Consider the following 13140-nt stretch of genomic DNA (forward strand, 5'->3'; position numbering starts at 1 on the left):
CGCGAGGGTGGGTCGGACGGGGGAGCACGCGGGACGCACGCGGTGCCACGGAGGGAAACGGCTTTCACCGCGCGTTCCCTCGCGAGCGCCGGAAGCGACCGGGCCCGTTCCCCGGCGAGGGAAACGGGCCCGGCTGCGTCCACGGAGGGACAGTCAGGTGTTACGGCTTGGGCGCGGGCTGGGTACCCATGGTGTCGTGCTGCGTACCCGTGGTGCCCTGCTGGGTGTCAGGCGCCGGAGCCGGAGCCGGGGCCGGGGCCGTCGTGCCCTTGGTGTCCTTGGTCTCCTTCTTCACGCTCTTCTTCCCGCCAGTCGCCACGCCCTTGGGGCTGGTGGCGTTGACGTCCAGGGCCACCGCGTTGTCGCCGTCGAGCTGGAAGCTGGCGCGCACCTGGGCGCCCTCGGGAATGTCGCCCAGCGCCACCTTCTTGCCGTCCAGCATCACCTTCGTCTGGTCACGCACGTCCAGCTTCACGTCCGGCAGCTTGTCGGTCTGGCGCGACAGGGTGATGTCCCCGCCGGATGCCTTGGTGACGATGCCCTTCACGTTGAAGGCGTGGGCCTTGTTCATCAGGTCGACGTCGGCCGGCTGGCCCTTCTCCGCCTTGGCGCCGCTCAGCTGGGGCAGCACCTCCGTGGAGTCGATGCCCGTCTTCATCCGGCTGGTGTCGTTCTTCTGGCTCTCCTGCTGAGCCTTCGAGTCCACGTCCGACTGCGCCAGGGCAGCCGTGCTCAAGGTGAGGACCAGTGCGGCCAGGAGCTTCTTCATGATGACCCCTCCATCTTCCGTGTGGATACCTGCCGGAAAATGGTGGGGTTGAGAGGGATTGACGCCAACCTCGGGCCTCCAGGGCTCGGGACGTCGTACGAGGAGCGGGCGGGCGGGCGTGAGGGACTGGCCGGGAGGCGTGGGCGCGCTTAAACGCAGCGGTCACACACGCCGCGCAGCTGGATGTCCACCGAGCGTGCGGACACGGACCTGGGCGCTCCCCTGGCCGGCGTAATCCGGACGGACTCGGCGGGCAGGCAGGCGACGGAGCCACAGTCGGTGCACGTGAAGTGCGGGTGCGTGCCCTGGTGCGAGTTCGTCGGGCCGCGCCGCAGCTCGAAGCGCCACACGTGGTCACCCAGGTCGGCGCGCATCACCAGTCCGGCCTCGGTCAGGTCCGTGAGGTTGCGGTAGATGGTGACGCGGTCGTAGCCCTCCTCGCCCAGCGCCTCCACCAGGTCCGCGTGGCTGCGGGGCGCGGTCGCCGAGTCCAACTCGCGCAGCACCGCCACGCGGGGGGACGTGCTCCGCAGCCCCGCGGCGCGGAGGCGATCTTGATAGTCAACGAGCTTGGGTTGGTGTGTGTTCTTGCGTGCGGCCATCGTGCTCCGCATAACGTAACTCGCTAAAAGTTGCATCCCACTTGCTCATCAAATGAGGGATTCTCCTCTCATGGACCCCCCGCGGAACACTCCGGCCGCCGAGGGTCCGGCCGGGCGGCTTCGCACGGGACTCCGGCCATACGGGGTTCCACGTAATGCGATTGCATCTGTATGGGGGTTGCGGTGGACAGGCATTGGACACAGGAGGAGCGCGGGGGCTTGCGCGCGTGGGGCGAGGCGTCGGACGCTCGCGGGGCCCGGGAGACGCGGAGGAGGGGAAGTGCTGCGAGTGCTGGTCCTCGAGGATGACGGTGACTTGAGGTCCATCCTCTGCGAGCTGCTGTCGCTGTCCGGAGCGGACGTGTGCGTGAGCGCCGGCTCGCTGGAGGAGCTGCGCCGCAAGGGCCCCGAGGCGCTCGGGTGCGGGCTGGCCCTGCTGGACATCAACCTCGGGGCCGGCGTGCCGAGCGGACTGGACGCGTACCGGTGGTTGCAGGACAACGCCTTCCCCGGGAAGACGGTGTTCCTCACCGGCCACGCGCGCTCCCACCCGCTGGTGCGCGAGGCCCTGGAGCTCGAGAGCGTCCAGGTGCTCTCCAAGCCCATCGGGTCGGGCGCCCTGCTGGCGCTGGTGGGGGACGCGTCCGATGGAACCGGCACGCGCCAGTCCTAGAGCCCTCGGGCGGGTGGAGGAGGAGCTGTGGGCCCGCACCTGGCGCGGCACGGGGCTGGGCTGCGCGCTCGTCTCCCTGACGGAGCTGGCCTACGTCTTCATCGACTACGAGGTGTTCCACGCCCCGCTGCTGCCGGTGCTGCGCGCGCTGCACGCGCTCTGGACGCTGGGGCTGCTGGGCGTGCTGCTCGCGCGGCGCGAGCGGCTGCGCGCGGGGTGGCTGGAGGCCTGCTTCGCGGGCGCCGTGCTGCCCTTCCTCCCCCTCTTCGCCCTGGCCGAGCAGGCCATGGCCGGCTCGGGGCTCCTCTGGGTGCCCATGACGGGCCACCGGCTGGTGATGCTGGTGCTGGGCGTGCTCGCGCCCACCGGGCTGTGGCTCGGGGGCGGGTTGATCGCCTCCTTCGCCCTGGAGGCGGTGGTGCTCTGGTACGCGCTGGGGCTCGGCCACCACCCCGGTGTGCGCTCGCCGTGGGAGCCCTGGGGGACGCTCGTCTACGGGGGCGTGGGGCTCGCGCTGCTGGCCTACCGGGTGCGCACCTTCCACATCGAGCTCGAGCTGCGCGAGGCCCGCGCCCAGGCCGAGGCCCTCGAGCGTCTGGCCCGGCTCTTCCTCGCGGTGCGCGACGCCACCAACACGCCCCTGCAGTCGCTGGAGCTGGGGCTCGCCCTGCTGCGCAAGCGCTACCCCGAGGTGGCGCCCTCGCTGGCCCCCATGGAGCGCTCCATGGAGCGGCTGCGCTCGCTCGCGCAACGCCTGGGCATCGCGGATCCGCTGGTGGTGTGGCGCGAGGGCGACGAGTCCTTCGACGCCGAGGCCATACTCCAGCACCTGGAGGAGGACCTCGCGCGCGAGCTGGAGCGCCGCCGGCAGTGAGTTGCGTCGGGCTCGCGACGTCCGGCTGACAGTCGCCTCTTGTCAACCCCACGCTCCGTCCCCACCTTCTGGCCGCGAACCCCACGAAAGGACTTCCACATGCCGGCGAAGCAGACCCTCGAGCGCGCGCGCCAGGACAAGCGCAGCGGGAAGCAGGCCACCACGCAGGCGGGAGAATTCGTCCGCGAGGAGATGCACCACATGAAGGAGGGCAAGCACGGCTCCGAGTCGCGCCAGCAGGCCATCGCCATCGGCCTGTCCAAGGCCCGGCGCGCCGGCGTGGACCTGCCTCCTCCCGGCCCCGGCCAGGCGAAGCGCAAGACGCGCCAGAGCGCCGGGAGCTCCTGGCGTCTCGGCCAGGAGGAGGGAGAGCTGAGCGACAAGAAGAGCCCCTCGACGGGCCGCCGCTCGGGCACCACCGGCCGCGCCACCTCGCGCCGCGCCACCGTGTCGCGCGCGGCCACCACCACCCGGGGAGCGAAGTCCAAGACGGGGAGCCGCACCGCCGCCGCCGGACGCACCGGCCGCGCGAAGACGGCCGCCAAGAAGACGGCCCCCCAGAAGACGGCACGCGCGGGCACCACCCGCCGGGGCTCCTCCCCGGCCCGGGGCCGCACCTCGTCTCGCGCGAAGAAGTAGCCCGACCGGTCGAGCGCGGTGGCCCCCGAGGCGGGCCACCCCGGAGGCCTGGTCCAGGCGCAGGACAGGACTTGTTGCATCTCGTGGAGACGCTTCCCGTCACCCGGGCGGGAACGCCCTCCCACGTGAGGTGCCGCATATGTGCCCCCGCAGGTAGGCTCTGGAGCGTCGCGCTCTCCCGAGGCCCGCCATGCCCGCCCCTTCTCCCGTCTCCCGTCCACGTGAGCGCAGGAGCCTGGCCGCTGTACTGGCCGCCCTGGTGCTGCTGGCTGGATGCGCCACCGGCGCTCCTCCTGGGGGGCTCTTACCGGGCCTGCGCCACGCGGGCACGCGCCCCGCCCGTGCACGGCCGCAGACGCCCCAGGCCGACGCCTCCCGCGCCTCGGGGCCCACGGACGCGAGCCCCGCCGACGAGGACGATGACCCGGAGGACGACGCCGACGAGGAGGTGGGCTCCGCCGGAGCCGGGGAGGCTTTCGCCGGAACTCCGCCTGGCTTCGGGGCGCGCCACCCGGTGACGGAAGGCGGGGACGCGCCGCGGGAGGAGAGGGGCGCGGGCCCGGGGGGTTGGCCGGACGGTGTGGGGGACGGACGCTCCTACCCGGTGCCCATGAGCCTGGACTACTTCCAGGGCCTGCTGCAGCACGTGGGCGTGCCCGCCGATGCGCTGCCGGTGGACGGGAGCACCCTGTCTCCCGAGCAGGCGCTGCGGTTGCTGCCGCACGTGCTGAACGCGGAGGGGACGCTGGGAGACTTCGCCCGGCGGCGCATGGCGGTGCACCTGCTGCTGGAGGTGGCCACGGGCGCGGAGCTCGTGACGCGCGAGCAGTTGCATGCGCGCATGGACCGCTTCCACCGGCTGCTGGTGCTGCGGCCCGACGGCTACCTGGTGCGGCCCGTCACGGGCGAGGCGATGCAGAAGGCGGGTGAGGTGCGGCTGGGCGGGGACGGCCTCCCACGCGCGGGCCGCTACGAGGTGGGCCCCTTCTACGCCATTGAGGACGGGCAGCTGTGGCCGGTGGACTCGGAGTTGGAGGTGCCCCAGGGCGCGGTACCGCTGGGCCTCTACGTGCCGGACAACGGCGTGCTGCTGCCGGCACTGGAGGGGGCAGGGCAGGCGCTGGGGGACGTGGTGGGGGGCCTGCTCCAGGCCGTGGTGCACCCGGTGGACTCGCTGGAGGGCCTGGCGCGCTTGCCCGGCGCGGTGCGCGCGCTGCTCCAGCACGCACCCGAGTACCGGGAGGCCTTCCTGCGCGCGCCCCGGGGCGAGCGGGTGCGCCTCGTTTCCCGCCTCACCACGCACGTGCTGCTGATGGTGGGGACGGCGGGCGAGGGCGCGGCGGCGGCGGCCTCGTGGAGCAGTGGGCTGAGCCGGCTGTCGGTGCCCGTGCTGTCGCTGACGCGGGAGGGCGCGCTGGCGTTGCGGCTGGTGGCCATTCCCGGGCGGACGCTCACCGTGGCGGGGGAGGCGCTCAGTGCCACGTACGTGCTGCACATGGCGGCGGTGGGCGTGGCGGCGGCGGGCCCGGGCCCCTCGTGGACGCCTCCGGTGGGCGGGCCCGGCCAGTGGGTGCCCAAGAACGAGGCCATGTCCGTGCGCTCACGCAACTTCCAGCACCAGGTGACGAAGGCGCCCGCCGGCTGGGTGTACCGCGTCTTCCGCGATGGCGAGAAGGCCGACTTCGACGGTAGAGACCCCGTGACGGGCGTCCTGCTGGAGACCAAGGGCCAGGGCTATGACAGGCACTTTGGTGCGGACCTCAAGCCCAAGCGGTATTTCAAGGGGGCGAAGCGGCTCGTCATGCAGGCCCGGCGGCAGAGCAACGTGGCCAACGGCATCCCCATTCGCTGGCACGTGGCCGAGCCCCGGATGGTCGACATCCTCAAGAAACTCTTCAATGAGGCGGATATCCAGAGAATTGACGTGGTCTACACGCCGCCATAGTCCTGTGAGTTCATGAGAGAGATTTTCTACGCGGGTGTCTATTGGCCGGAGCGCAAGGAGTCAGCGGAGGAGTGCGCACGGCGCGCGGAGCGCTTCTTCCGTCTGCTCTCCCTGTGCGACCCCATCTACGCCCGCTGGTTCGAGCAGGCCAACTCGCTCAAGAAGGCGCTGCAACTCCAGTTCGAGCCCTCGTATGAGACATTCCTGCGCTTCTTCAAGAGCAGGAAGTACAACGAGGGGAAGTTGGGATTCAGTTTCAGCGCCTGGACGGGACACGCGGAAAACGGGCACGGCGGCGTGGTGTCACTCAGTTGTGGCTCCGCTTTCGGTCCCACACCCAATTCGTGCCTGGTCGACCTGCCCTACGCGGGTCCCGAAGAGCAACGCGTGCTGACGGCCCCCGTGCTGATCGAGGTAATGCGTGCCATGGTCCTGGCCTGGGAGCCGGACTGGGGTGGAGTCATCTCGCACGCCTACCAGGACATCCGCGACGAACCCGGCGGCCATCCTCGCACGGGTTGGCTCATGTACTTGTCACGCCGCAGGGGCGAGGTGCCACCGCTGCCCGCCCCGGTGCGCGTCGAGCCGGTGGAGGACCAGGGCTCGCTCATCGTCCTCACCCCCGAGCGCTTCAACACGGACAACCCCGAGCACGTCGCCCTGGCTGACCAGGTGCGCGCGTTGCTCGAGCAGGCGGGAGTGCTCAAGGGGTACGGTGATTACGGTCCCTTTCCTTCGTAGACCAGTCCGGAGACGTCGAGAAGTGCGCTCGCTCAGTCCATCAGCCGGTCGAGGCTCAGGTCCAACCGGCTCTGCACCAGTCCCAGGAGGCTCTCCAGCTCGCGGCCCTCGAGCTTCAACCGGGCGGCGAGCTCGCGGCGCGTGAGCTTCAGCAGCCGCTCGCGCGCCTGGGCCACGTGGCGCGCCACGCTCGAGCGCGGCTCTCCGTACATCGTCGCGAGCCTGTCCATCGTCAGCCCGTGCAGGTGGTGCAGGCGCAGCAGGGCCCGCTCCCGCTCGGAGAGGGCCGCCAGGGCCGCGCGCAGCGCCTCGGTGAGCACCTCGCGCGAGTCGGCCTGGAGCAGCTCGCGCTCCGGGTCGTCCGGCGCCAGCATCCGCTCGAGGGTCTCGGGGGGCTCGGAGAAGAGCTCCTGGCGCCCGTCCCGGCTGGACAGCTCGCTGACGATGCGCGCGGCGACGATGCGCACCCACGCCCTCAGCGGCCCCCGGCCCGAGTAGTCGGCGATTTTCGGAGGCGCGCCTCCCATGCCCAGCAGCAGCCGCTGGCGCACGACCTGGAGGACCTCGTCCACCGTGGACTCCGGGAGCTGGCCGAGCCGGGCGGGCACCTTCTGGAGGATGTGCTGCTCGAAGGCATGCAGGGCCTGGGGGTCGCCCCCGGCACAGGCACACGCGAGGTACAGGTCCGCGGCGTGCAACTGGCGCAGCGCATCCGCCGGGGCGCCTTGTGGAGGCAGGTGCCGCGCGAGGTGGCGCAGGAAGGCTTCCGGCGAGAGCGTCACCGGGGGCCACGCCTCCCGGCACGCGGCGAGGTGCTCTGCCAGCAGCGTCTCCAGCCCCGGCCACTCCCGCAGCCACGCGAGGCGCTCCGGGGCCGCGTGGGCCAGCAGCAGCTCCGTGAGGGGACGTGCCTCCTCCTCGCTCTTCATCGGCTGTTCTCGCTCACCCCGTGCGGGGCTTGCCGGGCCTGCCAGTCGGCCACTTCGCGCAGCTCCAGCCGGGCCCGTGTCCCTAGCGACTCCAACCAGCCCCGGGCCTGCGCGGCGAGGGCGGTGGCGCGTGTCCTCTCCTCGGGCGCGGGCCGCGTCCACAGGGCCCGGGCCAGGAGGAAGGTGGCCCGCGCCGCGTCCAGCTTGTCTCCCGGGGCGCGCTCGTGGATGTGCCGGGCGCGCTCGAGCAGCGGCACCGCCTGCTCCGGCTCCCCGAGGCCCAGCCGTGCCTCGCCCAGACAGGCGAGGTCCAACGCCACGTCCGGGTTCTCCGCGCCCTGCGCCTGCTCGTCGAGCTTCAGGGTGCGCTGGCAGCTGGCGAGCGCCGCCCGGGGCGCATCGGCGTCCAGGTCGAGCCGCGCCAGCTCGCGCACCACGCCCGCGCTCACCACGCTGTCCGTGCCGTTCTCCTTCTCCAGCAGGTGCAGCGCGCGCGTGAGGAGCTCGCGGGCCTTGGCGGGGTGGCCGGCCCGCCGGTGGATGAGGGCGAGGTTGCGCAGCGGCAGCTCGGCGCGCGGGGTGTCCGGCCCCATGCCGCGCTGAATCCGCTCCAGGGCCTTCTCGTTGGAGTCGAGCGCCTCGTCGAGCTGCTGTGCGTCGTAGGCCACCATGCCCAGCCCGGCGAGCGCGGTGACGGTGTTGGGGTGGTCCGGGCCCTTGCTGCGCTCGAAGATGGCGAGCGCCCGCTGGAAGTGCTTCCGGGACTCCTCCAGCTTCCCCTCGCGCCGCAGCAGCACGGCGAGGTTGTTGAGCGGGGCGGCGAGGCTCGGGTGCTCCTTGGAGCGGGCCGTCTCCAGCAGGGAGAGCGAGCGGCGGAAGGTGGCGAGCGCCTCGTCGGGCCGGCCCTGGGACAGCAGCTCGGTGGCGATGTTGTTGAGGTTGAGCGCGAGCGAGGGGTGCTCGGGCCCCCACAGCCGCTCGCGCACCTCCTCGGCCTGGCGGAAGAGCGCGAGGGCCTCCGCGCCGCGCATCTGCCGCGAGCGCACCCGCCCCAGTCCGGAGAGGCAATAGGAGGTGCGCAGGCTGTCGGGGCCGTAGGCCTTGTTCGAGAGCGCCAGCCCCTGGGTGAACTCGGCTTCCGCCTCGTCCAGCTTGCCCTGCACCAGCAGCAGTCCGCCCATGCGCAGGTGCAGGTCGGTGGCGAGCGTGGGGAAGCGCTCGGGCCCCAGCCGCTCCACCGCGGCGCGGGCGTGGTGGACGAGCCGGTTGGCCTCGTCCATGCGCGCCATCTGGTCCCCCACCACCCACAGCAGCAGCGTCCACACGCGCGCCACCGTCTCGTCGTCGCGCCCGGCCTGCGCGGCCCAGAGGGCCTTGTAGAGAATCTCCTCGGCCTCCTTGAGCTTGCCGGACAGGCCGTGCAGGTGCCCGTGCATGGCGAGCACCTCGGCCTCCAGGGGGCGGTAGTCGAGCCCTTGAATGTCCTTGAGCAGTGCCGTCGTCACCTCGATGCCGGCGGCGTGGTTGCCGGCGTACAGCTTCGCCCCGGCCCCGGCGAGCCGGCGCCGGGCCGCGTCCACCTGGGGGCGCAGGGCATCGGGCGGCTGGGGGCGGGTGGCGAGCGCCGGGGCCTCCTTGCAGCTGGTGAGGCCCTCGAGCGAGGCCACCATCTGCGGGGCGTTCTGCACCGTCTGCGCGTCCGCCTTCTCCAGCACGTCGGTGATGGCGGCCAGGTGCCACAGCCGGGTGTCGAGGCACACCCCCGTCTGCCACGCGGTGCTGGAGTCGTCGCGCGCGGCGGCGAGGCAGGACTCGGTGCGCAGCGAGCGCCAGGAGTCGGCGTGCGCGTCCAGCGCGCGCGAGACGGCCTCCCAGGCGGACGCCGCGTAGGGCTTGCCGGTGGCGAGGAAGGCCGCGCGCACGTGCTCGCGCCGCTCGGGGCTCCAGGCCGCGGCGAGCTTCTCCGTCTCCTGGGCGCAGCGCACCTCGCGCCGGTGCGACGCCCCGTAGCCGAGCGCCACGCCCAGCAGGCTGGCCGTGACGGCGGAGAGCGCCACCCAGGTGCGCGGGCGCAGGGCGGGAGGCGAGAGCTCGGCCAGCAGCGCCTCCATGGAGGGGAAGCGCTCCTCGGGCTGGGCGCGCAGTCCCCGCAGCACCGCGCGCCGCACCCGGGCGGGTACCCTGGACTCGTCCCCCGGGGGCCGCACCCGTCCCTCGCGCGCCGCCCGGCCGAGCTCCTCCAGGCTCCCGCCCTCGAAGGGCCGCGTGCCGTGGAGCGCCTCGTAGAGGGCCACGCAGAAGCTGAACTGGTCCGACAGCTCGTCCACGCCGCGCCCGTCGAGCTGCTCCGGCGCCATGTACGCCGGCGTGCCCAGCAGCGCCCCCGTGCGCGTGAGGTGCGAGAGGGCTTCCGGCTCCAGGTGGGGCGGGGAGGAGGTGGGCGGCTCGAGCGGCACGTCCACCCGGTTGGAGGGGCGGGCCAGGCCGAAGTCCGTCACCCGCACGCGCCCGTCATGGCCCACGAGGACGTTGGCCGGTTTGAAGTCGCGGTGCACCAGGCCCGCCGCGTGCGCCGCCGCCAGCCCCCGCCCCGCCTCGCGGAAGACGCGCACCACCTCGCGCCAGGCGCGGGGCTGCTTGAGCCACTCGGCCAGCGTGGTGCCATGCACCAGCTCCATGGCGAGGAAGACGCCGTCCTCGCGCATGCCCACGTCGTGCACGGCGACGACGTTGGGGTGCGAGAGTCTGGCCAGGGCCTGGGCCTCGCGCAGCAGCCGCCGCCGCAGCTCCTCCACGTGCCGGCCCTCCGGACGCAACAGCTTGAGGGCCACCTGCCGGTCCAGCTCCGGGTCATGGGCCGCGTACACCTCGCCCATGGCACCCCGGCCGATGCGCTCGAGCACCACGTAGCGCGCGAGCATGGCCCCCGGCGCCAGGGGGGCCTCCGTGCCCGCCGCCACCGGCACGTCCGGGTAGGAGCTGGCGCCCAGGGCCACCTGCCGCTGGCACTGCGCGCAGCCCTCCACGTGTGCCAGCACCCGGGCTCGCTCCGCCTCCGGGAGCACTCCCGCGAGAAAATCGCTCAGCGTCGTTTCGTCCGGGCACTCCATCTGGGAGGCATATTAGAGGAATCCCCCATTCTTTGTGCTCCCTGAAAAACCAGGAGGCGCTCGGGACACGCCAGGCGAGGTGGGGCCCGGCTGGCCGCTCGGGGATGGACGCCTGGACATGGTCCCCCACCCGACGCCGCCCTAGCTTCCCAGGGAGGGTGGGAGGTGGCGGACGATGCTGTGCGAGAACTGCCGGTCGAGGCCCGCGGTGGTGTTCCTCAAGCAGGAAACGGGCGATGAGCGGGAGGGCAGCACGCTGAGCCTGTGCAACCACTGCGCGAGCGCCATGGGCCTGGACGCCACCGGGGCGATGCCCCTGGGCCTGGAAGGCCTGCTCACGCAGATGATGGGCCCCCGGCCGAGGCGGGAGAACCTCCTCGCGCAGTTGTCGGAGCTGGCGCAGCAGGTGCTGGAGCACTCGGGACGGCTGACGCTGGAGTGGGGCTACGAGCGCATCCGCATCGAGCACCTGCTGCTGGCGCTCATCGAGAAGGTGCCGGACATCCGCGCGGCGCTCGAGGCCGAGGGCACGGACGTGGAGGAGTACGAGGCCCGGCTGGGGCAGGTGATGGAGCGCAAGGTGCCGCGCCGCGCCGAGGGCGTGGGCCTGTCCTCGGGGATGAAGCGCGTGCTGCAACTGGCCCGGCTCCAGGCGGTGCAGCTGGGACAGACGTTCATCGGCCCGGAGCACCTGCTGCTCGCCACCATGGCCGAGGGCGAGAGCTTCGCCGCCCAGTTCCTCTCCGACATCGACCCGGACGAATTGAGGGAGCTCCTCCTGGTGGGGGGCGCGCCGGGGACGCCGGGGGCAGCCGGAGGGGGCCGGGGCTCGGAGCGGCTCCCGCCGAATCTCACCCGCTACACGCGCGACCTCACCGCGCTGGCGAGGGCGGGAGACCTGGACCCCATCATCGGCCGCGAGAAGGAGATGACGCGCGTCATCCGCATCCTCAGCCGCAAGACGAAGAACAACCCGGTGCTCATCGGCGAGCCGGGCGTGGGCAAGACGGCCATCGCCGAGGGCCTCGCGCAGCGCATTGTCGCGGGCGAGGTGCCGGACATGCTCCGGGACAAGAAGGTGCTCTCGTTGGATTTGGCGGCCGTCATCGGCGGCGCGAAGTACCGCGGCGAGTTCGAGGAGCGCTTCAAGGGGCTGATGGACGAGGTTCGCGCGCTCGAGGGCAAGGTCATCCTGTTCATCGACGAGGTGCACACGATTGTCGGCGCGGGGGCGGGCGAGGGCTCGATGGACGCGGCCAACATGCTCAAGCCGGCCCTGGCGCGCGGCGAGCTGCAGTGCCTGGGCGCCACCACGCTGGACGAGCACCGCAAGCACATCGAGAAGGACGCCGCCCTGGAGCGCCGCTTCCAGCCGGTGATGGTGGCCGAGCCCACCCCGGAGCAGGCGATGGAGATTCTGCGGGGCCTGCGCGACTCGTACGAGGCGCACCACCGGGTGAAGATTACCGACGCCGCGCTCACCGCCGCGGTGGAGCTGGCCGACAAGTACATCAGCGACCGCTTCCTGCCGGACAAGGCGATCGACCTGCTCGACGAGGCGGCGGCGATGGTGCGGCTGGGGGCGCACACCGAGCCGGGCCGCATGAAGGAGATGGAGGAGCGGCTGGCGCAGAAGGAGAAGGACAAGGAGGCCGCGGTGGCCGGCGAGCGCTACCAGGAGGCCTCGCGGCTCAAGGAGGAGCTCGAGGCGCTGCGCGCGGAGCTGGACGGGCTGCGCACGCAGTGGCAGCAAGCCAAGGGGGTGGCGGAGCCCACCGTCACGCCCGAGTCCATCGCCACGGTGGTGAGCGAGTGGACGGGGATTCCGGCGAAGAAGCTGCAGCAGGAGGAGTCGCAGCGGCTGCTGGAGATGGAGGGAGCGCTGCGCCAGCGGGTGGTGGGCCAGGAGGAGGCCCTGCGCGCCATCTCCGAGGCGGTGCGGCGGGCGCGCGCGGGGTTGAAGGACCCGGGCCGTCCCATCGGCTCGTTCATCTTCCTGGGGCCCACGGGCGTGGGGAAGACGGAGACGGCGCGGGCGCTCGCCGACTACCTCTTCAACGACGAGAACGCGATGCTGCGCTTCGACATGTCCGAGTACCTCGAGCGGCACACGGTGAGCCGGCTCATCGGCGCGCCCCCGGGCTACGTGGGCTACGAGGAGGCCGGGCGCCTCACCGAGGCCGTGCGGCGGCGGCCCTACTCGGTGCTGCTGTTCGACGAAATCGAGAAGGCGCACCCGGACGTCTTCAACCTGCTGTTGCAGATATTGGACGACGGGCGGCTCACGGACTCGCGGGGGCGCACGGTGGACTTCAAGAACACCGTCATCATCATGACGTCCAACCTGGGGGCCGAGCAGCTCGGGCTGCAGAAGGGGGCCCTGGGCTTCCAGCGCTCTGGCGAGGGCATGAACGTGGAGGACGCGCGCGTGGCCGCGACCATCCTGGAGGCGCTGCGCGGCCACTTCCGTCCCGAGTTCCTCAACCGCATCGACGAAATCATCGTCTTCCACGCGCTCGACCGCGAGCAGCTGCACCGGATCGTCGACGCGATGCTGGAGTCCACGCGGCGCAAGCTGCACGGGCAGAACCTCACGATGGAGGTGCGCGAGGCGGCGAAGGAAGAACTGGCCCGGCGGGGGTTTGAGCCCAGGTTCGGCGCGAGGCCGCTGCGGCGGGTCATCCAGCGCGAGCTGGAGACGGAGCTCAGCCGCATGCTGCTGCGAGGCGAGCTGCACGAGGGGGACCGGCTCGTGGTGGACTTCGTGGAGGGGAAGTTCTCCTTCCAGGTGGAGGGCCGGGCGCCGCGGCGCGAGGCCCCCGAGGCCCCCGAGGCCCCCGTCCACTGAGCGCCCGCGC

General features: G+C 72.3%; 10 protein-coding genes. 6 read left to right on the plus strand and 4 right to left on the minus strand.

Features of this window, described 5'->3' with window-relative positions; genetic code table 11:
* Positions 1-160: 160 nt before the first annotated feature.
* Both ACJ8AN_RS00130 and ACJ8AN_RS00135 read right to left on the minus strand, forming a co-directional pair.
* Positions 161-769: a hypothetical protein gene (locus tag ACJ8AN_RS00130; RefSeq protein ID WP_407753113.1), complete on the minus strand. Its 609-nt coding sequence runs from the start codon at positions 767-769 to the stop codon at positions 161-163.
* 149 nt (positions 770-918) lie between these two features.
* Positions 919-1371 carry a Fur family transcriptional regulator gene (locus ACJ8AN_RS00135; protein ID WP_407753114.1) on the minus strand — a complete coding sequence of 151 codons (453 nt, stop codon included), beginning with the start codon at positions 1369-1371 and terminating at the stop codon, positions 919-921.
* Between the two features lie 280 nt (positions 1372-1651).
* On the opposite strand from ACJ8AN_RS00135, the gene ACJ8AN_RS00140 reads away from it, so the two are divergent.
* From ACJ8AN_RS00140 to ACJ8AN_RS00160, 5 genes are all read left to right on the plus strand, one after another.
* The gene (locus tag ACJ8AN_RS00140; protein ID WP_407753115.1) at positions 1652-2044 is read left to right on the plus strand and encodes a response regulator; all 393 of its coding nucleotides are present in this window, start codon (positions 1652-1654) and stop codon (positions 2042-2044) included.
* Positions 2019-2918, plus strand: coding sequence for a hypothetical protein (locus ACJ8AN_RS00145; RefSeq protein ID WP_407753116.1), 900 nt, complete (start codon positions 2019-2021; stop codon positions 2916-2918). Before ACJ8AN_RS00140 ends, ACJ8AN_RS00145 begins: the two co-directional genes overlap by 26 nt.
* A 99-nt stretch (positions 2919-3017) precedes the next feature.
* The gene (locus ACJ8AN_RS00150; protein WP_407753117.1) at positions 3018-3557 is read left to right on the plus strand and encodes a DUF6496 domain-containing protein; all 540 of its coding nucleotides are present in this window, start codon (positions 3018-3020) and stop codon (positions 3555-3557) included.
* Positions 3558-3747: 190 nt separating this feature from the next.
* Positions 3748-5502, plus strand: a complete 1755-nt coding sequence (locus tag ACJ8AN_RS00155) for a Tox-REase-5 domain-containing protein (RefSeq protein ID WP_407753118.1) — start codon at positions 3748-3750, stop codon at positions 5500-5502.
* 12 nt (positions 5503-5514) lie between these two features.
* Positions 5515-6243, plus strand: a complete 729-nt coding sequence (locus tag ACJ8AN_RS00160; protein ID WP_407753119.1) for an immunity 52 family protein — start codon at positions 5515-5517, stop codon at positions 6241-6243.
* A 32-nt stretch (positions 6244-6275) separates the two neighbouring features.
* On the opposite strand, the gene ACJ8AN_RS00165 is transcribed toward ACJ8AN_RS00160, so the two are convergent.
* Both ACJ8AN_RS00165 and ACJ8AN_RS00170 read right to left on the minus strand, forming a co-directional pair.
* Positions 6276-7172, minus strand: coding sequence for a sigma-70 family RNA polymerase sigma factor (locus ACJ8AN_RS00165; RefSeq protein ID WP_407753120.1), 897 nt, complete (start codon positions 7170-7172; stop codon positions 6276-6278).
* Positions 7169-10282 carry a tetratricopeptide repeat protein gene (locus ACJ8AN_RS00170; RefSeq protein WP_407753121.1) on the minus strand — a complete coding sequence of 1038 codons (3114 nt, stop codon included), beginning with the start codon at positions 10280-10282 and terminating at the stop codon, positions 7169-7171. Before ACJ8AN_RS00170 ends, ACJ8AN_RS00165 begins: the two co-directional genes overlap by 4 nt.
* Positions 10283-10457: 175 nt before the next feature.
* On the opposite strand from ACJ8AN_RS00170, the gene ACJ8AN_RS00175 reads away from it, so the two are divergent.
* A complete protein-coding gene (locus ACJ8AN_RS00175) occupies positions 10458-13130 on the plus strand; it encodes an AAA family ATPase (RefSeq protein ID WP_407753122.1) in 2673 nt (890 codons plus the stop codon).
* The last annotated feature ends 10 nt before the right edge of the window (positions 13131-13140 follow it).

Source organism: Archangium sp. (assembly GCF_045802675.1).
Classification (GTDB): Bacteria; Myxococcota; Myxococcia; order Myxococcales; family Myxococcaceae; genus Archangium.

Coding starts and splice junctions, on each gene's coding strand:
- ACJ8AN_RS00145 (WP_407753116.1), top strand. CDS start 2,019: ATGGAACCGGCACGCGCCAGTCCTAGAGCCCTCGGGCGGGTGGAGGAG.
- ACJ8AN_RS00135 (WP_407753114.1), bottom strand. CDS start 1,371: ATGGCCGCACGCAAGAACACACACCAACCCAAGCTCGTTGACTATCAA.
- ACJ8AN_RS00175 (WP_407753122.1), top strand. CDS start 10,458: ATGCTGTGCGAGAACTGCCGGTCGAGGCCCGCGGTGGTGTTCCTCAAG.
- ACJ8AN_RS00130 (WP_407753113.1), bottom strand. CDS start 769: ATGAAGAAGCTCCTGGCCGCACTGGTCCTCACCTTGAGCACGGCTGCC.
- ACJ8AN_RS00150 (WP_407753117.1), top strand. CDS start 3,018: ATGCCGGCGAAGCAGACCCTCGAGCGCGCGCGCCAGGACAAGCGCAGC.
- ACJ8AN_RS00170 (WP_407753121.1), bottom strand. CDS start 10,282: ATGGAGTGCCCGGACGAAACGACGCTGAGCGATTTTCTCGCGGGAGTG.
- ACJ8AN_RS00165 (WP_407753120.1), bottom strand. CDS start 7,172: ATGAAGAGCGAGGAGGAGGCACGTCCCCTCACGGAGCTGCTGCTGGCC.
- ACJ8AN_RS00160 (WP_407753119.1), top strand. CDS start 5,515: ATGAGAGAGATTTTCTACGCGGGTGTCTATTGGCCGGAGCGCAAGGAG.
- ACJ8AN_RS00155 (WP_407753118.1), top strand. CDS start 3,748: ATGCCCGCCCCTTCTCCCGTCTCCCGTCCACGTGAGCGCAGGAGCCTG.